This is a genomic window from Nonomuraea sp. NPDC049725, from assembly GCF_040674795.1.
In the GTDB taxonomy this organism is placed as follows: domain Bacteria; phylum Actinomycetota; class Actinomycetes; order Streptosporangiales; family Streptosporangiaceae; genus Nonomuraea; species Nonomuraea ceibae.
In genome coordinates this window covers 408,574-431,602 of sequence record NZ_JBFANJ010000003.1, presented here as the reverse complement: position 1 = coordinate 431,602, position 23,029 = coordinate 408,574, and the positions used below count along the sequence as shown (strand labels likewise).

The window sequence follows — 23,029 nt, the reverse complement described above, 5'->3', positions numbered from 1 at the left end:
TCGGTCTCTGTCGTCGAGTCGTTCATGGTCCGGACGGGCGGACGGTCCAGGGTGTGACGGCCGTTCCCGGTGATCCCGCTCACCCCCCGGGTTCCCGGCGCGGCAGGGCGCGGGCGAGGACGGCGGTGAGAGCGCCGGCCGCGACGACGGTGAGCAGCCCGGCGCGCAGGCTGACGAGGTCGGCGACCACCCCGACGAGGGGCGGCGACAGCAGGAACCCGCCGCGCAGCAGCCAGCTCACGACGGTCAGCCCGGTGCCGTCGGGCAGTCCTGGCAGCTCGTCCGCGGCCTGCATGGCGGCCGGCACGACGGTGGCGAAGCCGAGCCCGGCCAGCGCGAACCCGGCCAGCGCCGCCGGGACCGACGGCACGGCGAGCGCGGCCCCCATCCCGGCCGCGGCCAGGACCGCCCCGGCGCGGACGACGGCGCGGCGGCCGAACCGGTCCACGACGCGGTCTCCGGTCAGGCGGCCGGCGGTCATGGCCGCCTGGAGGGCGACGACGGCCAGCCCGGCGGTGGCGGCGTCGGCGCCCAGGTCGCCGCTGAGGAAAAGGGCGCCCCAGGACTCGCCGGCGTCCTCGACGAGCGCGCCGCAGGCGGCCAGCAGGCCGAGCACGGCCAGCATCCGCACGGCCGCCCCGGGGAACGCCTCCCGCCACCCGCGCCCGCCAGGGTTTCGCCTTCCGGCGGGCCGCTCGGCGTCCTCGGCGCCGGGCAGCAGGAACCGGTACGCGACGAGCGCGACGACGCTGAACAGCACCGCCGAGATCGTCAGATGGACCGGCAGGGGCAGGCGCAGCCCGGCGGCGGCCGCGCCCATCAGGCCGCCCAGCACCGCGCCGACACTCCACAGTCCGTGCAGCGAGTTGACGATGGAACGCCCGTAGAGCCGCTGGACGCGCAGGCCGTGGGCGTTCTGCGCGACGTCCACGACGGCGTCCAGGGCGCCGAAGGCGAACAGCACGCCGGCGAAGGTCACCCAGTTCGGCACGAAGCAGACCAGCAGCGTCACGAGGCCGGTCAGGGCGATCCCGGAGGCCGCCACCCGCGCCGAGCCGAGACGGCGGATGGCCGCCCCGGCGAGCAGCCCGGCCACGAGCGCGCCCAGCGGGGCCCCGGCCACGGCGGTGCCGAACACGGCGTTGCTCACGCCGAGGTCGGCCTTGAGCTCCGGGTAGCGGGGGACGAGGTTGAAGAAGACGGCCCCGTTGGTGAGGAACAGGGCCGCGACGGCGGCGCGGGCGCGGCGGGCCTGGGCGGTGGGGGGCGCGGCGGGCATGGAGATTCCGATCAGGTGGCACGGGCGGGAGGCGCGGTCAGCGCAGGAAGCGGTGGACGGCGTGCCGGATCTGCTCCGGCGTCATCGGGTCGGTCGACAGGGCGCTGTGCAGCACCAGGCCCTCGATGAGCGCGTCGAGCTCCCGCGCGGTGGTGGGGTCGAAGTGGCGTTCCAGCGCGCGGCGGCTGCGTGCCATCCACGCCTGGGTGACGGCGCGCAGGGCGGGGTCGCGGGCGGCGGCCACGTACAGCTCGACGCTCAGGACGAAGTCCCGCCGGGAGCCGAGCAGGTCGTCCGACACCAGGGCGATGACGGCCTCGGCGGCGGCGTCGCGGTCGGCGGCGGCCGCCAGGCGCTCGTCGAAGACGCGGGCGACCGCGTCGGAGTGCCGGGTGAACGCCTCGGCCAGGACCTCCTCCAGGGAGGCGAAGTGGTAGGTCATCGAGCCGAGCGGCACGTCGGCGGCGCGGGCGATCTCGCGGTGGGTGGTGCGGGCGACGCCGCGTTCGGCGATGACGGTGAGCGCGGCGTCGATCAGCCGGTCGCGCCGCCCGGGGTCGTGCCGGCGCGGACGCCGCCGGCCGGGCGACGGCGTGGCACCGGTCATCCGGCGGCGGGATCGGAGCCGGCGGCGGGTCCGGCGGTGCGGATCACGCGGGCGGGGTTGCCGACGGCGACGACGTTGGCGGGCAGGTCGCGGGTGACCACGGCCCCGGCGCCGACGACGGTGTTGTCCCCGATCGTGACCCCGGCCAGGACGATCGCGCCGCTGCCCAGCCACACGTTGTCGCCGATGGTGATGGGCGCGGCGGCCTCCCACCTGGCGCGGCGCAGCTCCGGGTCGACCGGGTGGGTAGGGGTCAGGAGCTGGACGTACGACCCGATCTGGACGTCGTCGCCGATGGTGATCGGCGCCACGTCCAGAGCGACGAGGCCGAAGTTGGCGAAGCAGCGGGCGCCGATGCGGATGTGGCCGCCGTAGTCGACGTGCAGCGGCGGCCGGATCTCCGTGCCCTCGCCGACCGAGCCGAGCAGCTCGGTGAGCAGGCGGCGGCGCTCACCGGCGTCGCGGGCCGGTGTGGCGTTGAACGCCTCCGTCAGCTCCGCGGCGCGCATGAGGTGCTCGGCCAGCTCGGGGTCGTCGGCGATGTACAGGTCACCGGCCAGCATCCGCTCGCGCATCGTCCGGCCATCCGCATCAGGCATCATACGTACAAGCGTACACATGCCGATTTTTGCCGATCAGGCGCGGTCGAGCCGCTGGAGCAGCCCGTACACGAACAGCGCCCGGTAGCCCGCGCCCTCGTGGGTGAAACCGGCCGTCCAGTGGTGCGGCGCCCCGCCCTCGCCCTGCGTCGCGCCGGGGAAGGCGGCGAGGTCCGCCACGACGCACGCCCACGGGACGAGCTCGCCGAAGGCGGGCGCGGCGCGGGGGCTCGGCCGGACGAACCACTGGTTCCACACCTCGCCGCCGGGGCCCGCCAGCGCCTCGAACTCCAGGCCCGGCCACGACGGCAGCGCCCACCGGAACACCTCGCACGTCAGGCTGCCCGCCTGCCGGACGCCCCGGTGCGCCGGCGGGCCGAGGGTGCGGCACAGCGCGGCGACGCCCTTCGGCGCCCCGGGCGCGTACGCCATCCGGGTCCAGCGGGCGTGCGCGTCGCGCAGCTCGGCCCGGGTCGCGCCCATCGCGGCCAGCGCCTCCTCCACCCGCGCCGGGTTGAGGTCGCGCATGCGGTGCATCAGGGCCAGCTCGAACTGGCGCACCCCGAACGTCATCCGCCCTGTATACCGTGCCGCGCCATGCCAGGTCAGGCGGGCGCGGGTCAGGCGGGCGCGGGTCAGGCGGGCGCGGGTCAGGCGGGCGCGGGTCAGGCGGGCGCGGGTCAGGCGGGCGCGGGTCAGGCGGGCCGGGCCGGGGGCAGGCACACCGGGTCAGGCGGGTGGGAAGGTGACGGTCACCGTCAGGCCGCCGCCCGGGTTGGGGCGGGCGCGGACGTCGCCACCGTGGGCGGCGGCGATGGAGGCGACGATCGACAGGCCGAGCCCGGCGCCCTGCTCGCGGGTCGTGCCCAGGCGGCGGAACGGGAGGAAGAGGTCGCCGAGCCGGTCGGCCGGCACCTCGGGGCCGGTGTTGCCGACGGTCAGGCGGCGCCCGGCGAGCGTCACCTCGACGGTCCCGCCGGGCCGGTTGTAGCGGACGGCGTTGTCGACGAGGTTGGTGACGAGTCGGTTGAGCAGGACGGCGTCACCGTCCACGACGCACGGCTCGATCCGCGCCGTGACGCTCACCGGGCCGCCCGCCTGCTCGGCCAGCACCAGCCGGGTCACCTCGTCCAGGGCGACGGGGGCGCGTTCGCGCAGGCCGTGCTCGGCCTGGGCGAGCAGCAGCAGGGCGTCAATGAGCCGTTCGCTGCGGCGGTTGTGCGTCAGCAGCTTGTCGCGGATCTCCCCCAGGTCCGGGGGGAGCCCGATCTCGATGGCGGCCCGCTGCACGGCCAGCGGGGTGCGCAGCTCGTGCGAGGCGTTGGCGATGAAGCGCCGCTGCGCGTCCACCGAGCGTTCGAGCCGGTCGAGCATGGCGTCGAAGGTGTCGGCGAGCTCCTTGAGCTCGTCCTGCGGCCCGGTCAGCGCGATCCGCTCGTGCAGCGTCGACAGCGACAGCCGCCGGGCGGTGGCGGTGATCCGGTGCAGGGGCCGCAGCAGCCTGCCGGCCACCAGCCAGCCCGCGAGCAGCGACACCAGCGCCAGGACGCCCACCGCCAGCCACGTCACCTCCCACTGATAGCCGACCACGTCGTCCACCAGCTCGGGCAGCGGCGGCCGCACCCCGTCGCCGCCTCTGCCGCCGGGCGGGACCTCGGCGGCGGGGGGCGGGACGGGCAGCCGCCCGACCCGGGTGGACAGCGCGTGGCTCAGCAGCAGGTTGACGGTGACGAGCAGCACCACCGACGTCAGCAGGAACAGCCCCGAGTAGACGAGCGTCAGCCGGACCCGGATCGTCGTCACAGCAGGTAGCCCGCGCCGGGCACCGTCTGGATGCACGGCGGGTCGCCGAGCTTGGCCCGCAGCCGGCTGACCACGACCCGGACCACGGTGGTGAACGGGTCGACGTTCTCGTCCCACGCCTCCTCCAGCAGCCGCTCGGCGCTCACCACGGCGCCGTCGGCGCGCATCAGCGTCTCCAGGACGGCGAACTCCTTGAGCGACAGGTGCAGGTGGCGGCCGTCGCGGGCGGCCTGGAGGCGGTGCGTGTCGACCATGATGCCGTGCCTGGTCAGCACCGGCGGCACCCCGGGGACGCTGCGCCGGCCGAGCGCCCGCACCCGCGCCACCAGCTCGGCGAAGTCGAACGGCTTGGGCAGGTAGTCGTCGGCGCCCATGCCCAGCCCCTCGATCCGGTCCGGCACCGACCCGGCCGCCGTCATCATCAGGATCCGGGTCCGGCAGCCGCGCGCCACCAGCTCACGGCAGACCAGGTCGCCGTGCGTCCCCGGCAGGTCCCGGTCGAGCACGAGCACGTCGTAGTCGCTGACCGCCAGCCGCTGCGAGGCGGCCATGCCGTCGTACACCACGTCCACGGCCATCGCGTGGCGGCGCAGCCCCACCGCCACCAGATCGGCCAGATCCCGCTCGTCCTCGGCCACCAGAACCCGCATGCCGCCGTTCGTATCGCGGCGGGCGTAACAGCGGCGTTAACGATCGCGTTCACAGCCGCGCAACGGGGCCGCCGCCACGCTGGCGGCCATGATCAGAACACTCTGCGCCGCCGCGCTCGCCGCGGCCTGCGCCCTGTCCCCGGCACCCGTTCCCGGCCCGTCCAGTCCCTCGGAGCCCGGCGGCCGGTGCGCCCCCGCGACCGCGCCGCCGCCGCAGCCGCCGCCCCCCACCACCGTGAACACCCTGCGGATGGCGTACCACTGCGTGCTCGACCACTACTACAGCGGCCCCGCGATGGACCCGCGCGAGCTGCTGAAGAGCGCGTTCTCCGCCTACACGCAGGACCTGATGCGGCGCGGCGCCGACCGGCCCGGGCTGCACCTGCCCGCGCTGACCGGCGACCGCGACGGCGACTGGGCGGCGTTCGCGAAGGTCCTCGGCGACGGCGACCCCGCCGCGCTGCGGGCCGCGATCACCGGCATGGTGGACTCGCTGCAGGACAACCACGCCCGCACGGCCCGCCCGTCGCCGCCGCCGGACGGCGGGCCGGGGGACGGGCCGGTCGGCACCGGCATCGCGGGCCTGTCGGCGGCGCAGGGGCCGAGGTTCGACCCCGCGGCCCGGCCGCCGCTGTTCATCACCCGCGTCCTGGACGGCAGCCCCGCCGACCGGGCCGGCATCCGGCCGGGCGACATCGTGCTCAAGGTCAACGGCATCCCGGTGTTCGTCGGCGACCGGCCCAACACGACCGTCTTCGACGTCCTGCCGGGCCCGTCCGTCCGGCTGACGCTCAAACGGCCCACGTCCGGGCAGGTCCGCACCGTACGGCTCGTCGAAGGCCCCCTCGACCCGCCGCGCGACGAGGTCACGTCGAGGAAGCTGCCGGGCGGCGCCGTGTACGTGAAGCTGCCCGGGTTCTTCCCCGGCGCCGCTGACCAGGTGCTGGCCGAGCTGCGGGACAAGCCGGAGGCGGTCGTGCTCGACCTGCGCGGCAACGGCGGCGGGTCGCCCCGGGAGGTGACGCGGCTGCTCGGCGCGTTCGCGCACGGCGAGGTCACCAGCTACTTCTGCCCGCTGAACGGGGAGTGCGCGGCCAACCGCACCAACGACAGCGTCCCGCTGCTCGGCGCCCGGCTGGTCGTGCTGGCCGACCGGGGGTGCGCGTCGGCCTGCGACGACTTCAGCGCCGCGGTGAAGGGGCTGCGGCTGGGGACGATCGTGGGGACCCGCACCGCGGGCGCCGTCTCCGGGCCCGCCGCCGGCTACCTGCTGGACGACGGCACCGTGCTGGGGCTCCCCAAGGTCCGGCACCTCGGCCCGAACCGGGAGATGATCGACACGATCGGCACGCCGGCCGACCACCACGCCCCGATGACCGCCCTCGCGCTGGCCACCGACCGCGACCCGGGCCTGGCCAAGGCGCTGGACCTGCTGCGCTGAACGCCGGTTGCGCCCGTGCCGCTCGCTCTTCTATGTTATGCCCCATAACTAAGGTAAGCCTTACCTGGGAGAGCGAGTGGCGAGCAGGGGTTACGCCGGGGCCATGATGAAGACCTTCGGCGCCGTGGAGCACACGCTCACCGTCGCCGCCGTCGACGACGTCACCCCGCACTACCGTCGCATCACCTTCGACGCGCCGACGCTGTTCGACGGGCAGCCGATCGAGCCCGCGAGCTGGGTACGGCTCTGGGCGCCCGACCCCCGCCGGCCCGGGCGCGAGCACCAGCGCGGCTACACGCTGCTCGACCCCGATCCGGAGACGCGGCGGGTCAGCATCGAGTTCCTCATCCACGAGCCCGCGGGGCCCGCCAGCGCCTGGGCCGCCCGGGCCGGGACCGGCGACACCGTCCAGGTCACCCGCTGGGCCTCCGGGCATTTCACCCCGCCCGACCCCGCCCCCGACGGCTACCTGCTCGTCGGCGACGCCGCCTCGCTGCCCGGCATCAACGCCATCCTCGCCGCCCTGCCCGGCACCGCCGAGGTACGCGTCCACCTCGAACGCCACCACGAGCACGACACGCTCATCCCCGTCACGCCGCACCCCCGCGCCACGGTCACCTGGCTGCCCGCCACCGGCGACCCCGCCGCGCTCGCCGACGCCATCGAGGAGCGCGACTGGTCCAACTGGTACGCCTGGGTCACCGCCGAATCGGCCGCCACCAAGCACGTCCGCGCCCGGCTCAAGGACCTCGGCTTCCCCCGGGGCGACGTCAAGGCCCGCGCGTACTGGATCCGCGGCCAGGCGATGGGCACCGGCCGCGACCACACCCCCGGCGAGGAAACCCCCACCGGCACCCGCCCGGCCCGAAACCAACCCCCTCCCCCCGCAGGGGGTGCGGCGGCGGGCGCGGAGGCGGGCCTCGCGGAGGCGGGCGCGACGGCGGGCGCGACGGCGGGCGGCCCCGCCGCACGCGCGGGCTCGGGAGGGTCCGCTGCGGGCTCGGTGGGGTGGCGGTCGCGGGCGGGGGCGCGGCTGCTGGCGCCGTTGCGGGGCCGGCTCCTGCTGGCCGGGGCGTTCCAGGCCGTGGTGAGCCTGGTGCAGCTCGCGCCCTACCTGCTGCTGGTCGAGCTGTGCCGCCGCCTGCTCACTGCCGGCCCGCAGGCGGCGGGACTGGCCGGGCTGGGGGTGGGGGCGCTGGCGCTGATGGGCGGCGGCGCGGCGCTGGCGGGCCTGCTGGTGGCGGCGATGCACGTGCTCGACGCGCGGTTCGGTCACCGGGTGCGCGCGGACGTGGTGAGCAAGCTGGCGCGGCTGCCGCTGGGCTGGTTCACCGAGCGCTCGTCCGGCCGGGTCAAGCAGGCGGTCCAGGACGACGCGGAGAGCGTGCACTACCTGGTGACGCACGCGGTGCTGGACGTGGTGGCGGCGCTGGTGGCCCCGCTGGCGGTGCTGGCCTACCTGTTCACGGTCTCGCCGGCGCTGGCGGCGGTGCTGCTGGCGCCGCTGCTGGCCTACCTCGTCATGTCGGCGCGCATGGTGCAGGCGTCGGCCGCCGAGCTGGCCGGGTTCACCGTGTGGGAGCGGCGGGTGGGCGCGGAGGCGGTCTCGTACGTGGACGGTCTGACCGTGGTCAGGGCGTACGACGCGGGCCCGGCGGGCGGCTTCCGGGCGCTGCTGGGCGAGCGGGCGCGGTTCCTGGAGCGGTGGCAGCGGCCGCTGATCCGCCGCAGGACGGCGGTCGACCTGGTGACGCGCCCGCTGACGAGCCTGCTGCTGATCGTCGTGGCGGGCGCGCCGATGGTGGCGGGCGGCCTGCTCGCCGCTGCGGACCTGCTGCCGTTCCTGCTGCTCGGCGCGACGTTCGGGAGCCAGTTGCTGGCCGCCGCGTTCGGCCTGGGTTCGGTACGTGACGCGCTGGCGGCGGCGCGGCGCATCGGCCTGCTGCTGGTGGAGCCGGAGCTGCCCGAGCCGCGGCTGCCCCGGCCGCTTCCCGGGGCGGCGGGCCGTACGGTCCGGTTCGAGGGGGTGGGGTTCGGCTACGACGCGCGGCGGCCGGTGCTGTCGGGCGTCGACCTGGAGTTCGCGCCGGGGACGGTGACGGCGCTCGTGGGGCCGAGCGGCGCGGGCAAGTCGACGCTCGCCGCGCTGCTGGCGCGCTTCCACGACGTGGACGCCGGCCGGATCACCGTCGACGGCGTTGACCTGCGCGAGCTGTCGCAGGACGAGCTGCACCGTACGGTCGGGTTCGTCTTCCAGGACGTGTCCCTGCTCCGGGCGAGCGTCCACGACAACATCGCGCTGGCCAGGCCGGACGCCTCCCGGGAGGAGGTGGAACGGGTGGCCAGGGCGGCGCACGTGCACGACCGGATCGCCCGGCTGCCGGACGGCTACGACACGGTGCTCGGCGAGCGGGCCCGGCTGTCGGGCGGCGAGGCGCAGCGGCTGACGATCGCGCGCGCCCTGCTGGCCGACGCGCCGGTGCTGGTGCTGGACGAGGCGACGGCGTTCGCCGACCCGGAGTCCGAGCACCTGGTGCAGCGGGCGATCAGCGAGCTGGTCGCGGGCCGTACCGTCGTGGTCATCGCGCACCGGCTGTACACGATCACGGGCGCGGACGCGATCGTGGTGCTGGACGGCGGCCGGGTCGTCCAGCGTGGCACGCACGAGAGCCTGCTGGCCGCCCCCGGCCTCTACCGCGACCTGTGGCAGGCCGCCGCTCCCCTGGAGACCCTGACATGATGATCTTCGACGTGCTCCGGCTGGCCGGCGACCGGGCCGCCGTCGTCCGCTACCTGGTCCTGCTCGTGGTGAGCGCGGCGGTGCGGGCGGGGGCGGTGCTCACGCTGGTGCCGCTGCTCGGCGCGCTGTTCTCCGCCGGGCCCGGCGCCGCTGCGGGCTGGATCGCGCTGCTGGCGGCGCTGGTGGCGGCGGGCTGGGCCGCCGACCGCGCGGTCGCCGTCGCCGGGTTCGCGATCGGCTTCGAGCTGCTGTCCGGCATGGAGGCGCGGGTGGTGGACCGGCTCCAGCGCATCCCGCTCGGCTGGTTCACCGCCGGGCGGCGGGCCGAGGCGCAGCGGGCGCTGACCTCGTCGGGGCGCGAGCTGTGCCAGGGGGTGGCGCACCTGCTGACGCCGGTCGCCGGGGCGCTCATCACGCCGCCGCTGATCGGGGCCGGGCTGCTGCTGGTCGCCTGGCCGCTCGGCCTGGTGGCGCTGGCGGCGGCGCCGGTGCTGCTGGGCGCCATGTGGGCGAGCGGCCGGTGCCTGCGCGCGGCCGACGACGCCTACGCGACGGCCTCCGCCGAGGCGGGGCAGCGCGTCATCGAGCTGGCGCAGGCCCAGCCCGCGCTGCGCGCCGCCGGGCGGACCGGCGTCCGCGGCACGGCGGTGGGGCGGGCGCTGGACCGGCAGCGGTCGGCGGCGCTGCGGCTGATCGGTTTCAGCCTGCCGGGGCAGGTGCTGTTCGGGCTGGCCACCCAGGCGGCCCTGCTCGGCCTGGTGGCGACGGCGGTCATGCTGGGCGTGACCGGCGAGCTCGGCGGCGCGCAGGTGGTCGCGCTCGTCATCGTGGCGGTGCGTTTCGCCGAGCCGTTCGCCACGCTGGCGGAGCTCTCCCCGGCGATGGAGGCGCTGCGCGGCACCCTGACGCGGGTCCGCAGTGTGCTCGACGCGCCGGTGCTCGGCGCGGACGCCCCCGCCCCGGTCGTGCCCGACCCGGGCGCGCCCGCCCTGGAGCTGCGCGACGTACGCTTCGGCCACGAGCCGGGGCGGGACGTGCTGGCCGGGGTCTCGTTCACGGTGGAGCGCGGCACCACCACGGCGATCGTCGGCCCGTCGGGCGCGGGCAAGTCGACGCTGCTGGCGCTCGTCGCCCGCTTCCACGAGGCCCGGGAGGGCAGCGTGCTGGTCGCCGGGCACGACGTGCGCCGCTACGACCCGGCCGCGTTGATGGGCGGGCTCGGCATCGTCTTCCAGGACGTCTACCTCTTCGACGCGAGCCTCTGCGACAACGTCCGGCTCGGCGACCCGGACGCGCCCGACGAGCGGGTCCGCGAGGCGGCGTCGGCGGCCCGGCTCGACGAGGTGATCGAACGGCTGCCCGACGGCTGGGACACCCGCGTGGGCGAACGCGGCACGGCGCTGTCCGGCGGCGAGCGCCAGCGGGTGAGCATCGCCCGCGCCCTGCTCAAGGACGCGCCGCTGCTCCTGCTCGACGAGGCCACGGCCGCCCTGGACGCCGCCAACGAGCGGGCCGTCGTCGCCGCGCTGGAGTCGGCGGCGGGGCGGCGGGCCACCGTCGTCGTCGCCCACCGGCTCAGCACGATCGCCCGCGCCGACCAGGTGGTCTTCCTGGAGGACGGGCGGGTGGCCGAGGCGGGCGCCCCGGCCGAGCTGCTGGCCCGGGGCGGGCGTTTCGCCGCCTACTGGCGGCAGCGCGAGCAGGCCGCCGCCTGGACGCTCGCCTGACTGCGGGCTGCCGCCTTCCGCCCCGGGTACGGCCGGGCCTATCGTGTGGTCGTTCATGAAAGGTCCGGAAAGGAGTGGGATGCCGGACATCCGGCCGCTCCGCCCGGGCGACCCCGAGCGGATCGGCGGCTACCGCCTCACCGGGGTGCTCGGCTCCGGCGGCCAGGGCGTCGTCTACCACGGCACCGCCGACGACGGCCGCCCGGTCGCGATCAAGCTGCTGCACAGCCACCTGGGCCACGACGACGACGTCACCCGGGGCTTCCTGCGCGAGGTGGAGGCGGCGCGCCGCGTGGCCGCGTTCTGCACGGCGGCCGTGCTGGACGTCGGGACGCTGGACGAGCGGCCCTACATCGTCAGCGAGTACGTCGCCGGAGACACCCTCCAGGCACTGGTGCGCTCCTCCGGGCCGCGCACCGGCGGCGGGCTGGACCGGCTCGCCATCGCCACGCTCACCGCGCTGGCCGCCATCCACCGGGCCGGGATCGTGCACCGCGACTTCAAGCCGGGCAACGTGCTGATGGGGCCGGAGGGGCCGACCGTCATCGACTTCGGCATCGCCAAGGCGCTCGACGCCACCACGCACGCGTCCGGGCCCGTCGGCACGCCCACGTACATGTCGCCGGAGCAGTTCACCGGGGAGCGGGTCGGGCCGGCGTCCGACGTGTTCAGCTGGGCGGGCACCATGGTGTTCGCGGCCACCGGGCGGCCGCCCTTCGCGGGTGACACGGTGCCGGTCATCCTGAACGCGATCCTCACCGACGAACCCGACCTGACCGGCGTCCCGCCGCACCTCGCCGAGCCGATCCGCGCGTGCCTCGCCAAGTCCCCCGCCGCCCGCCCGGCTCCCGCCGACCTGCTCGCCACCCTCACCCAGTCCGGCGCCCCCGATGCCGCCCAGCGCCTCATCCCCCGCCCGGACCACCCCGCCGGCCAGCACACCCCGGCCCCGCACACCCCGACGCCGCACGGTCCGTACGTCCCGGCCCCGGGCACCGGGCAGGCGCGGCCGTCAGGGCAGGGCCCGTACGGCGCGCCCCAGGACGCCGGGCAGGGACCGGCTCAAGGCGGGGGCGGCCACGCCGGGCGGGCGGACCGGCAGCCGGAGGGGGCGTACGGCGCCGCGCCCGGGGCGCCGCATGCGCAGGGGCCGTACGGGCCCGGGGCGCCCGTGCGGCCGTTCGGGCCGCCGGGGGCGGGTGGTCCGGAGCGGGCCTTGCCGCCGGGGCCCGGAGCTCATACCGCGTCGTCCTCCGGCGGGCCCGAGACGGTGGCGGGGCGGGGTGGGGCGGTGAGCCGGCGGGTCCTCATCGGGGGAGTCGCGGCGACGGCGGCCGCGGCGGTGTCCGCGTTCGCGATCCTCCGGCCGGGAAGCGGCGTCTTCGAGGCGAACGGACCGGCGGACCCCACGGCGACCGGGACCGCCCGTACGGCGAGCCCCGGCACGACCGGCACGAGTGGCACGACCGGCACTACGGGCACGACCGGCACGGCGACCGACGGGGCGACGCCCACCGCTACCGACGGCACCCCGGGCGCGGCCACCGCGCCCGCCACGGCGGCGCCGCAGCCCGTGCCGTTCGGGTCGTTCGTCGTGGAGCCCGTCACCCTGCCGCGCGGGAGCGGCACGCCGGTGACGCTCGCCGCCTCGGGCGCGCGGGTCGCGTGCGGCACCGACAACGGGACGGTCCTGACCTGGGACCTGAGCACGACCGCCACCGCCGCCCGGGTGGCCAGGCTGGGCGACGGCGGCGCGGCCGTGACGTGCGTCGCGTGCGAGGACGGGGACCGGGTGGTGTCCGGGCACGCCGACGGCCGGATGCGCGTGTGGGGCCCGGACGCCCGCCACGGGGCCGGCGACCCGATCATCGGCGTCACGCTCGCGGGCGGCAAGGCGGTGGCGATCTCCCAGAAGTACGACCTCGTCAGGGACCTCTACAGCGTCGCCCGCCTGTGGGACGTCGCCGGGGGCGAGCAGCTCGGCAAGCCGATGGGCGAGCACTTCCAGGGCATCGACGCGCTGGCGTTCGGCAGGCTGGACGGCCGCGACGTGCTCGTCACCGCCGACGGCCGCAACCGGGTCCGCGTCCGCGACCTGTCCGGCGGCGGGGTGGCGCACGACTTCCGCACCGGGGACATCGGCGGCGTCGAACGGCTGGCCTGCGTCGAGCGGGAGGGCCGCACGCTGCTCATCTCCACGCACCTCGACGCCACCCTGCGGGCCTACGACCTGGCGAGCGGGAAGCGGTCGGGGAAGTGGTCGTTCGGGGCGCGCGGGACCGCCGCCCTGGTCGCGGGCCTGCTGGACGGGGTGCCGGTCGCGGTGGTCGCGCACAGTCCTGGCGGCGGCACGTACGTGCGCGTCTGGAACCTCGACACGGGCGAGGTCATCGGCGAGCTCCTCACCACCGGCCCGGAGGTCCGCGCGCTGGCCCTGGCGGAGGTCGCCGGCCGTCCCGTGGTCGCGGGCGCGGCGGGCGGGGTCCTGTACGTGTGGAGTCTGGGAGGTACGTGACCCGCGCGGTTGCCGACCCTGGTCCACCAAAAGACGCACATACCGGAAAACAAAGGGTATTGGACGATTTTCCGGATCGGCGTTTCAGGGAAGGACCGGATCATGGTGAAGAGAGCGCGGGTCGTGGTCGTCGGTGCGGGGTTCGCGGGGCTCGCGGCCACGAAGAGGCTGGCCCGCGCCGGCGCCCTGGTGACGCTGGTCGACCGCAACCCGTACTCGACCTTCCAGCCCCTGCTCTACCAGGTCGCCACCGCCGGGATGGGCCTGTCGGACGTGTCGTACCCGATCCGCACGTTCGCCGCCAAGTGGCCGAACGTGCGCACCCGCCGGGCGACGCTCACCAGGGTGCTGGCGGACGAGCGGCGGGTGGAGTTCGAGGACGGGACGGGGCTGGACTACGACTATCTCGTCCTGGCCACCGGCGTGACCACCAACTGGCTCGGCATCGAGGGCGCCGAGGCGAACGCGCTGCCGATCTACTCGCTGCACGACGCGGCGGCGCTGCGCGACCGGCTGGGACAGTACCTGGAGGACACGGCGCTCGGCCGCCGCAAGAGCACGCACGTCGTGGTGGTGGGCGCGGGCGCGACCGGGGTGGAGATGGCGGGCACGCTGGCCGAGCTGCGCCGGCGCACGCTGCCGCTCACGCACCCGGAGATCGGCCCCGACCGGACGAGCGTGACGCTGGTGGAGCGCTTCGAGTACGTGCTGGCCCCGTACAAGCCGAGGCTGCGGGACGCGACGGCGGCGGCGCTGCGCAGGCGGGGCGTCAAGCTGCGCCTGAGCTCCACGGTCGCGGCGGTCGAGGAGGACGCGGTGCTGCTGAGCGACGGCACGCGGCTGCCGAGCGACCTGACCGTGTGGGCGCTCGGCGTGACAGCCCCCGAGCAGGTCGGGAGCTGGGGCCTGGAGCAGGGCAAGGGCGGCCGGATCACGCTCACCGACGCGCTGAACGTGCCCGGCCACCCGGAGATCTTCGTCGCGGGCGACCTGTCGGGGCAGCCCGAAGCGCAACCGCAGCTCGCCCAGCCGGCGATCCAGATGGGCGACCACGCGGGCCGGCAGATCGCCGCGGCCATCCAGGGCCGGCCGCCACAGCGGTTCTCCTACCGGGACCCGGGCATCATGGCCACCGTGGGCAAGGGGGAGGCGGTGCTGCAACTGCCCAACGGGCTGACCGTGCGCGGGTTCCCGGCCTGGCTGGTGTGGATCTTCATCCACGTGTCCTACCTGCTGGGCGGGCGCAACCGGGCCAGCGTGCTGCTCAACTTCTTCTGGCGCTACGCCGGGCCGCGCCGCAGCGCCACCAGCGTCTCCCGCTGACCGCGCGCTCAGCAGGGGATGGAGCACGGCCGGCGGAGCGGGTCGAACCGCTCACCATAACCTGGCCGAGGGGCCGGAACCGGCGTTTCCTGCCCGATCGTTTGCCGTGTCGCTGAGCCGCCTCACGCATGCATAGATTTACGGTTTGTGTCCGTGAAGACACAGTGTGTGAGCGCCATATGCGGAGTGACACTCGTCGGTTTGATGGCGGCCGTCCTGGCCCCGATGCCCATCGCGGCGGCCCAGCCCGTCCCGCTCGTCGAGGAGGACTTCACCGGGGCGAGCGCGATCCCGGAGTTCATCGCCGTCGGCACGGCCTGCCTGACCGGCGCCCCGGCCGCCCAGCCACCGGCGGGCAGTCACCCGCTGACCGGCTGCCCGGCGGACTCCGTGGGGCCCGTCCCGCCCACCGGCGGCGCCCCGTACGGCTATCTGCAGCTGACCAGCGCCGGCAACGACCAGGCCGGAGCAGCGCTCTACAACGAGCCGATCCGCGCCGACCAGGGCATCGACGTGACGTTCGAGCAGTGGCAGTACGGCGGCACCACGCCCCCGGCCGACGGCATCTCGTTCTTCCTCATCGACGGCTCGGCCACGCTCACCGCGCCCGGCGCGTTCGGCGGCAGCCTCGGCTACGCGCAGAAGCTGCCCGACGACCTTCCCAGCAACCCGTTCCAGCCCGGCGTCAACCAGGGGTACGTCGGCGTCGGGCTGGACGTGCTCGGCAACTTCTTCGGCGACTGGGAGCAGCGCGGCCTCGGCTGCGCCGAGCGCTCCCCCGCCGGGACCGGGTTCCGCAACCCCGCGCCGGGGCCCAACATGGTCACCGTGCGCGGACCCGGCAACGGCACCCAGGGCTACTGCTTCCTGACCGCCACCGCGACCGGCCTCGACACCGGCGGCCCGTGGACGTCCACGCTGCCGGGCCAGTTGCACGGGCCGACGACGACGCTGCCCGACGACGTCACCCCCGAGGACGCCGAGCGGCTTCTCACGCCGTCACGCCGCACCGTCAACGTGCGCATCACCCCCGCGCCCGACCCGGTGCTGACCGTCACCATCGACTTCAACGACGGCGCCGGACCGCAGCAGGTGCTCACCACGCCCGCGCCCACGCCGGTGCCCGAGACGTACAAGTTCGGGTTCGCCGCCTCCACCGGCATGTACACCGACGTGCACCTCGTCCGCAACGTGGTCGTCCGGCCGGTGGCCGAGCTGCCCGCGCTGAGCCTGGAGAAGCGGCTGGCCACGGGCACGACCGTGCCCGACCCCGCGCCGGTCGGCACCGTCGTCCGGTACGAGTACGTGGTGACCAACACCGGCAACATGGACATCACCGGGCTCACCGTGACCGACGACGTGGTCCCGATGGTCGCCTGCCGGCAGAACACGCTGGCGGTGGGCGCGTCGATCGTCTGCACCGGCAGCCACACCATCACCGAGGAGGACGCCGCCCGAGGCTCCGTCACCAACACCGCCGTGGCGCGCGGCACCGCCGAGTCCCACGCCGTCGAGTCCCCCGAGGCGCAGGTCACCGTCCGGGCCGGGGGCGGCGGCGGAACCCTCAAGCTGGTCAAGAAGGTGGACGCGTCGCACCCGTACCGGCCCGGCGACCGGGTCACCTACCGCTACCTCGTGCGCAACGACTCCTCCCGCACCGTGACCGGGCTGCGGATCGACGACAGCCACATCACCGGCGTCACCTGCCGGGAAACGACCCTCGCGCCCGGCGCGAGCACGGTCTGCACCGGCACGTACGTGGTCCCGGCCGTCCCGCCGGGCCCCGCGCCGAAGTGCCGGCACCGCCATCACTGCCACCGCGCCATCACGAACACGGCCCGCGCCAGTGCCGGCGGCCTCACCTCCGCACAGGCCCGCGCCACCATCAAGGTCGCGGTCAAGCCCCGGCACTGCCACCCGGGCAAGGGCAAGTCCTCCGGCTGCGCCCCGGCGCCCGCGTGACCCACCGCCGTCCGGCGGCGGCGCCGCACCGCACCGCCGGACGGCGGCAGAGTTGTCGGCCCACCGGACAGGGCCCGTCGATCGGCTTTTGATCTGTCTGTGACCTTGGCGGCCGAACATGCGATCATGATCAAGGGGACCCTGCGGATCGTCTTCACCGGTGAGGACCTGGCTCGCGTGCGCATCGCCAGCCGACTGGACATCATGTGGGAAATGGTGCTCAGCCTGCACACACTGCAGCGGCCAGGCGGCACCGGCGCGATGTCCGGCTGGCGGCGGCAGGTCCGCGCAGACCTGGCCGAGGCCGGGCTGCTCACACCGGTACGGGAGAAGCTGGTGCCGCTGGCGCCGATCAAGGCGTACTTCCCCGACTTCCTGACCCCCTACGAGTCGACGAACGGGTTCCAGCAGGGCCTGGACGTCCTGGCCGACACGCCGTCGGCGCGCGTGCGGCACGAGCTCGACCAGTTGCGCCCGCACGCGCCCGTCCCCGCGACGCTGGACGACCTCGCCCGCGGCAGCCGGCACGCGATCCGCGACCTGGCACGGCTGAGCGAGCGGTACTGCCAGGTCGCCTTCGGCCCCCGCCGGACCGCGATGGAGCACACCCTCGGCCGCGAACGCGCCAGGCTGGCCCGCCTGCTCACCGACCAGGGCGTGGACACGATGCTCGCCGGCCTCGGACCGTCGATCCGGTGGCGGCCCCCGGTGCTCGAGACCGACTACGCCACCGGCCGGTACGAGATCCACCTGCGAGGCCGCGGCCTGACCCTCATCCCCTCCTACTTCGGGCGGTTCACCCCGGTCGCGATGGCCGACCCCAGCCTGCCGCCGGTCCTGGTGTTCCCGACCCCGCACGGAACACCAGAACCCGGCCCCGGTCCCGACCCGCTGCCCGACCTGCTCGGCGCGACCCGGGCCCGCATCCTGCGCTGCATCGCCGCCACCACCGGCTGCACCACCAGCGAACTCGCCCGCAGGACCGGCGCCTCCCTGTCGTCGGCCAGCGCGCACGCGCAGGTGCTGCAACGGGCCGGGCTGATCACCAGCACCCGGCACGCGAACATGGTCATCCACCAGCTCACCCGGCTGGGCGGCGACCTGATCCACCGGCAGCAGTGATCGCGTCCCCGGCCCGGTGAACGCCTAGGGTCGTCCCCGGGTTACCCGTTGCACGGCGACGTCCAGCGGTTGACCCAGTCGATCTTGATGACGGTCACGTAGACGCGCCCGCTGGGCCACTCATGTCCCGACCCGAGATCGCCGTCCTCGGCGCGGTGAACGCACGTCGTGTGCCTGGATCCGGTGTCACCCCGGATGTACGTGACCAGGACGTGGTCCTCGGTAATGGCGACCTCAGTCGTATGCAGGCGTGAATGTCAGCCCTGCCAGGGAAATGGCAGCCACGGCTGCCGGAATGAATTTCTTCAGCATGAATTCTCCTCGCTCGTGGCTGAATAGCCGATTGGGCGCGGAGTCAGTACATCCCATCGGCCCGGAGATCGTCACCCAGTTCCGGCCTGAGCAGGAACACGCAGGTCAAAGGCGCTGCGCTCCGCCGCTCCGGTTGTAGACCAGGAGCTTCGACCTGTATGTTCCGGGAGGGAAATCTCATCCGCCGTTGTCGGTGCAGGGCGCCCGGCGACCGCCGAAGCAGCGCCTGCCGGCTCGCATCTTTTCTCCTCGCGCGAGAGCCCCGGCGGATTGTTCCGCATCCCCTTTTCGCCGGTGCGAAGAATTCCCGGACACCGGACGTGTTCACCGCTTGGAGGAGAAGAGTTGGGACGTCGTGAGCAGCCGCTGGATCCGGCGGACGGGCCGATCGCCCGTTTCGCCCACGAGTTGCGCGAGCTCCGCCATAAGGCCGGTACGCCCACGTACCGCATGATGGCCGCCCGCGCCCACTACTCCGTCACGACGCTGGCGCAGGCCGCCGCGGGTGAAAGGCTGCCGTCGCTCGACGTGGCGCTGGCCTACGTCCGGGCGTGCGACGGCGACGCCGAGCACTGGAGGCGACGCTGGGAGGAGGCCGGTGAGGAGGCGCGCGAGCTCGCCGCGGCCGGCCGGGACGACGCTCGGGCCCCCTATCTCGGGCTGGCCCGCTTCGAGGAAGCCGACCACGGCCGGTTCTTCGGCCGTGACGCGACGGCCGACCGGCTGGCCGCGCTGGTCGGCGCGCACCGCCTGGTCCTCCTGGTCGGCCCCTCGGGCAGCGGGAAGTCCTCGCTGCTGCGCGCGGGCCTGCTCCCCCGGTTGCGCGAGCGGGAGGATCGGCCGCCCCCCACGGTTCGCGTGCTGGCGCCGGGAGCGGATCCGCAGCGCATCCGCCCCGGGCAGGCCGACGAGGTGATCATCGTCGATCAGTTCGAGGAGCTCTTCACCCTGTGCGCCGACGCGGAGCGGCGGGACGCCTTCGTCGATGCGCTCCTGGCCGAGGCGCGGCGCGAGAACGGCGCCCGGGTGGTGATCGCCGTGCGGGCCGACTTCTTCGGCCACTGCGCCGGGCACCGCTCCCTGGCCGAGGCCGTACAGGGATCGACGCTGCTGGTCGGGCCGATGAGCACGGCCGAGTTACGTGAGGCGATCGTCAGGCCCGCGTCCGCCGCCGGCCTGATCGTCGAACGCGAGCTGACCGCCCGCATCATCGCCGAGGTCGACGGCGAGCCCGGCGGGCTGCCGCTGATGTCCCACGCGCTGCTGGAGACCTGGCGCCGCAGCAGCGGCAAGGCCCTGACCACGGCCGCGTACGAGGCGTCCGGCGGCATCCACGCCGCCATCGCCCGCACCTGCGAAGCCTGCTACGCCGATCTCAGCCCGCCGCAGCGGGAGCGGCTGCGGCACCTGCTGCTGCGCCTGGTCGAGCCCGGCCGTGGCACGCCCGACACCCGCCGCCCCATCGGCCGGAGCGAGCTGCCCGCCGACGGCGACACCCGGCTGCTCCTGGACCGGCTGGCCGCGGCCCGCCTGCTCACGCTCGGCGACGCGCAGGTGGACCTCGCCCACGAGGCGCTGCTCACCGCGTGGCCACGGCTGCGCGGCTGGATCGAGGCGGACCGGGAGCGGATCCGGCTGCAGCGCCGCCTGACCGAAGCGGCCACGGCCTGGCGGGATCACGACCGCGATCCGGGCGGCCTGTATCGCGGGGCGCCTCTGGCGGCTGCCCGCGAGCACTTCACCGTCTCCGGGAAGAGCCGGGGCAGCGGCCCGGGCAGGTTCCTCGGCAGGCGGCCGGAGCAGCTTTCGGAGGAGCTCACTCCGCTGGAGCGCGAGTTCCTGGCCGCCGGGCTGGCGGCCGGGGAGCGGGAGCGGCGCTCGGGCACCCGACGGACGGCGGCGATCTCCGGACTGCTCGTGCTGACGCTGGTGGCGGCCCTGCTGGCCTGGCAGCAGAACACGACCGGCCAGACCCGCCAGCGCGAGGCCGAGGCCCGGCGCGCCGCCGGCATCGCGGAAAGCCTGCGCGAGACGGACCCGGTCAGGGCGATGCGCCTCGGCCTGGCCGCCTGGCGGGTCGCCGACCTGCCCGAGACCCGGTCCGCCCTGCAGGCGGCGGCCACGCAACGCCACCAGGACGTCTTCACCGATCCCGACGGCGCCCCCGGGACCATGCGTCACCTCAGCACCGACGGCCGCACCCTGGTCAGCGTGGGCGCCGCCCAGGTCTCCGCCTGGGACGTGGACACTCGCCGCCGGACGGCTCTCCTGCCGGGGCTCGGCGCCGAGCACCCGCGGGCAGGGGCGAGGACGGGCGACGCGTGGACGCTGCCCATCCTCACGCCGGACGGAGCCGTGGTGTCGTGGGATCTGGCCACCGGACGCCGCGACGACAGGGAGCTGGGCCCGGCGAAGGACGGGTTCGAGATGGGGACGAGCGGGCGCAGCGTCATCGGGTACAACGCCGAGGGATCCCGCTACCGGATCCTGGCGTGGGACCTCGCCCGGAGGCGTGAGCTCTTGCGGGTGAGCGTCCCCAGAGAGCCCTCGGCGCCGTTGGAGTCGACGTGGGATGCCGCGCCCGCCATGGCGCGCAGCTACGCCGAGAGGCGGACGGTCACCGCACCGGACTTCCCGGACGCGACGCTCAGCCCGGACGATCGGTACCTGGCGCTGTGTGTTCCGGGGCGGCGGTTGCAGGTGTGGGACGTGCGGACGGGCAGGAAGACGGACACCGCCTGGGCGCCGGTTCTTGGCCGGCGTCAGTGCCAGTACCAGTTCGTGCGGTTCACGCCCGACAGCCGTCGCCTGGCGGTCGTCACCGATGAGGGGGTCCGCCTGTGGGACCTCGCATCGGGCGCCGAGATGGCCTCCATCGCCCATCGGAACGTCAAGGAGATCGGGTTCAGCGCGGACGGGGCCTTCCTGGCCGCTTCCGACGGGGCCGACCTCCTGCTGTGGCGAGTCTCCTGGCCGGGCAGACCGGTCTTCCGCCACTCGCTCATGGGCGAGCAGGTCGCCGACCTGCGCATCGACACGCAGGCGAACCGGATCCGCTACCTGGCGGGCTCCAGCTGGGCGTGGCCGGCTGCCGTACGCACGCTCGATCTGGGCGCCGCCCCCACCCCGCAGTGGCAGGAGGACGCGGCCGGCCAGGCGGTGTTCAGCCCGGACGGGACCCGGCTGGCGCTCGCCTACGAGGCGCGCGAGCGGGGAAGCGTGCTGTTCCGGCTCCACCGGACGCTGTCCGCCGGGCCACCCGCCGACCTCCCGGAGGTTGCGTGTCCCCCGAAGGAGCACGCCATGCCGGGCTGCTCGATCCTGCTCGCCTTCGCCTCCGACGGGAGAACGCTGGCCTTCGGCAGTTCGGAGTCGTATCCCGCCACGGGGCCGACCCGCGTGTCCCTGTGGGACGTGGCCGGCCGGCGCACGACGGACTCGCTCGTGCTGAGCACGGAGAACAAGCCGCCGACCGGCGCGATCGCCTTCGGGCCCGGCGACAGGTCGCTCCTGGACGCGCAGCATCACCAGGGAGGAGCCACGATGGTCTGGGACCTGCGCCGGCGCACCATCACGAGGGCGTTGCCCGACGTCACCGCGGACCGGATCGCCGTGCACCCCGTCCGGCCGCTCGTCGTCACGTCAGCGGGTGATGTCGTGGACTTACGGTCGGGCGCGAAGAATGCGCCCTCGGCCGGGCCCGGCCTCATCGAGGCGCAGGCTTTCAGCCCCGGCGGCAGGTACCTCGCCACGGGGGACGCCTCGGGCAAGACCGTCCTGTGGGACGGTGCCGTGCGGCGCCGCATCGGCGTGCTGAACGCGTTCGCGGCGAGCGGCTCCGATCCGAGCCGGGATGTCACCGCGCTGGCGTTCTCCCGTGACGAGTCCGTGCTGGCCGTCGGGACGGCGGACGGCACCCTGCGACTGTGGGATGTCGCTTCCCGGCTGCCGATCGGAGCGCCCCTGCCCACCCCCGGCGACGCCATCCTGGCCCTCTCCTTCGGCGCCGGCGGCGACTCCCTGTACGCCGCCGGACAGCACGTGCCCGTCCAGCGCTACGACGTCGGCCCCGCCGCCTCGGCGGCTGCCGTGTGCCGTCGCGCCGGAGGCGGGCTGCCGGCGGCGGACTGGCGGACCTACTTTCCGCGGCTGCCGTACCAGCGGACGTGCCCGCCGGTCACCGGGGCGACGGCGTCACCTTCTGCCGTCCCTCCGGGACGCGTCAGGGAACGGTGATGTTCGGGCTCTCGAGCGAGCCGATCGATCTGTCGTTGCGGTCGTAGGTCGTGATCTTCGACCTGAACGTCCCCCGGGCGTTGTAGAGGTAGACGTTGCCCGAGCGGGCCCGGCTGCACGCCTCCTCCGGACCGGTCTTCCATACCGTGTCGTACGCGCCGCTGACGATGGAGACCTTGTAGTAGGCGCAGGCCGATGGCATCTCATCCGCGTACGCGTCCGCGATGACGGTGGTTCCGCTCTTCGAGATGCACGGATAGACGCTGACGAAGCCGTTGCCGGTGTAGGCCGCGCGGCATCCGCCGTCCGCCGCCGCCGAAGCGACGGCCTGGGCCTGCGCCGCCGGGGACTGCGACAGAAGCAGTGCCGCACCGAAGGCGCCTGCCAGAAGAGCCTTGCTGACTCGCATCATTCTCCTCGTGTGTAAGGGAACGTTCGTGTTTCCGCATCGCAGTCTTCGGGCTGGGGAATTGTTTGCCAGCCCCGTTTCACCAGGGCAAACAAAACGCCGGGGGCAAGCGGAACGGCAGGAACGGCATGGTGCGACTTCGGCTACCATGAGTCACGTTGCTCCACCTCAGGCTGAGGGGCCCGCGACGTCACGGCCAGTGACGGAGCCAGTGGAGCGGCCCGGCGAGTTCCTCCACGCCGGGCGCGCGGGCCCCGTGGATCTTTCCCCCCTTTTCAGGACACCTCCCCTGGGCCCGTGTGCT

General features: G+C 74.8%; 15 protein-coding genes. 8 read left to right on the top strand and 7 right to left on the bottom strand.

Going from position 1 to position 23,029, the window contains the following annotated elements; all coding sequences use genetic code 11:
• Positions 1-79: 79 nt before the first annotated feature.
• The 6 genes from AB0J53_RS10035 to AB0J53_RS10010 are packed head-to-tail and all read right to left on the bottom strand — an operon-like array spanning position 80 to position 4,938.
• The gene (locus tag AB0J53_RS10035; protein ID WP_364170672.1) at positions 80-1,279 is read right to left on the bottom strand and encodes an MFS transporter; all 1,200 of its coding nucleotides are present in this window, start codon (positions 1,277-1,279) and stop codon (positions 80-82) included.
• 37 nt (positions 1,280-1,316) lie between these two features.
• The gene (locus AB0J53_RS10030; protein ID WP_364170670.1) at positions 1,317-1,886 is read right to left on the bottom strand and encodes a TetR family transcriptional regulator; all 570 of its coding nucleotides are present in this window, start codon (positions 1,884-1,886) and stop codon (positions 1,317-1,319) included.
• On the bottom strand, positions 1,883-2,488 hold the full coding sequence (locus AB0J53_RS10025) for a sugar O-acetyltransferase (RefSeq protein WP_364170668.1): 606 nt from the start codon (positions 2,486-2,488) through the stop codon (positions 1,883-1,885). The genes AB0J53_RS10030 and AB0J53_RS10025 overlap by 4 nt, the downstream gene beginning before the upstream one ends.
• Before the next feature lie 33 nt (positions 2,489-2,521).
• Positions 2,522-3,208: a pentapeptide repeat-containing protein gene (locus AB0J53_RS10020; RefSeq protein WP_364170666.1), complete on the bottom strand. Its 687-nt coding sequence runs from the start codon at positions 3,206-3,208 to the stop codon at positions 2,522-2,524.
• Between the two features lie 6 nt (positions 3,209-3,214).
• Positions 3,215-4,288, bottom strand: a complete 1,074-nt coding sequence (locus AB0J53_RS10015) for an ATP-binding protein (protein ID WP_364170664.1) — start codon at positions 4,286-4,288, stop codon at positions 3,215-3,217.
• Positions 4,285-4,938, bottom strand: coding sequence for a response regulator transcription factor (locus AB0J53_RS10010; protein ID WP_364170662.1), 654 nt, complete (start codon positions 4,936-4,938; stop codon positions 4,285-4,287). The genes AB0J53_RS10015 and AB0J53_RS10010 overlap by 4 nt, the downstream gene beginning before the upstream one ends.
• 88 nt (positions 4,939-5,026) lie before the next feature.
• Between AB0J53_RS10010 and AB0J53_RS10005 the strand changes: the two genes are divergently transcribed.
• The 8 genes from AB0J53_RS10005 to AB0J53_RS09970 all read left to right on the top strand — a co-directional run bounded on the left by AB0J53_RS10005 (position 5,027) and on the right by AB0J53_RS09970 (position 22,316).
• Positions 5,027-6,379, top strand: a complete 1,353-nt coding sequence (locus AB0J53_RS10005) for a S41 family peptidase (RefSeq protein WP_364170660.1) — start codon at positions 5,027-5,029, stop codon at positions 6,377-6,379.
• A 103-nt stretch (positions 6,380-6,482) separates the two neighbouring features.
• The gene (locus tag AB0J53_RS10000; RefSeq protein ID WP_364170658.1) at positions 6,483-9,119 is read left to right on the top strand and encodes an ATP-binding cassette domain-containing protein; all 2,637 of its coding nucleotides are present in this window, start codon (positions 6,483-6,485) and stop codon (positions 9,117-9,119) included.
• The gene (locus tag AB0J53_RS09995; RefSeq protein WP_364170656.1) at positions 9,116-10,846 is read left to right on the top strand and encodes an ABC transporter ATP-binding protein; all 1,731 of its coding nucleotides are present in this window, start codon (positions 9,116-9,118) and stop codon (positions 10,844-10,846) included. The genes AB0J53_RS10000 and AB0J53_RS09995 overlap by 4 nt, the downstream gene beginning before the upstream one ends.
• 79 nt (positions 10,847-10,925) lie before the next feature.
• The gene (locus AB0J53_RS09990) at positions 10,926-13,361 is read left to right on the top strand and encodes a protein kinase (RefSeq protein WP_364170654.1); all 2,436 of its coding nucleotides are present in this window, start codon (positions 10,926-10,928) and stop codon (positions 13,359-13,361) included.
• A 102-nt stretch (positions 13,362-13,463) separates the two neighbouring features.
• Positions 13,464-14,684 (top strand): NAD(P)/FAD-dependent oxidoreductase, encoded by a 1,221-nt coding sequence (locus AB0J53_RS09985; RefSeq protein WP_364170652.1) that lies wholly within the window; start codon positions 13,464-13,466, stop codon positions 14,682-14,684.
• Between the two features lie 186 nt (positions 14,685-14,870).
• Positions 14,871-16,646, top strand: coding sequence for a hypothetical protein (locus AB0J53_RS09980; RefSeq protein ID WP_364170650.1), 1,776 nt, complete (start codon positions 14,871-14,873; stop codon positions 16,644-16,646).
• 126 nt (positions 16,647-16,772) lie between these two features.
• On the top strand, positions 16,773-17,768 hold the full coding sequence (locus AB0J53_RS09975; protein WP_364170648.1) for a helix-turn-helix domain-containing protein: 996 nt from the start codon (positions 16,773-16,775) through the stop codon (positions 17,766-17,768).
• A 657-nt stretch (positions 17,769-18,425) separates the two neighbouring features.
• A complete protein-coding gene (locus AB0J53_RS09970; RefSeq protein WP_364170646.1) occupies positions 18,426-22,316 on the top strand; it encodes a hypothetical protein in 3,891 nt (1,296 codons plus the stop codon).
• On the opposite strand, the gene AB0J53_RS09965 is transcribed toward AB0J53_RS09970, so the two are convergent.
• Positions 22,303-22,725 (bottom strand): hypothetical protein, encoded by a 423-nt coding sequence (locus AB0J53_RS09965; protein ID WP_364170644.1) that lies wholly within the window; start codon positions 22,723-22,725, stop codon positions 22,303-22,305. The genes AB0J53_RS09970 and AB0J53_RS09965 overlap by 14 nt on opposite strands.
• Positions 22,726-23,029: the final 304 nt, after the last annotated feature.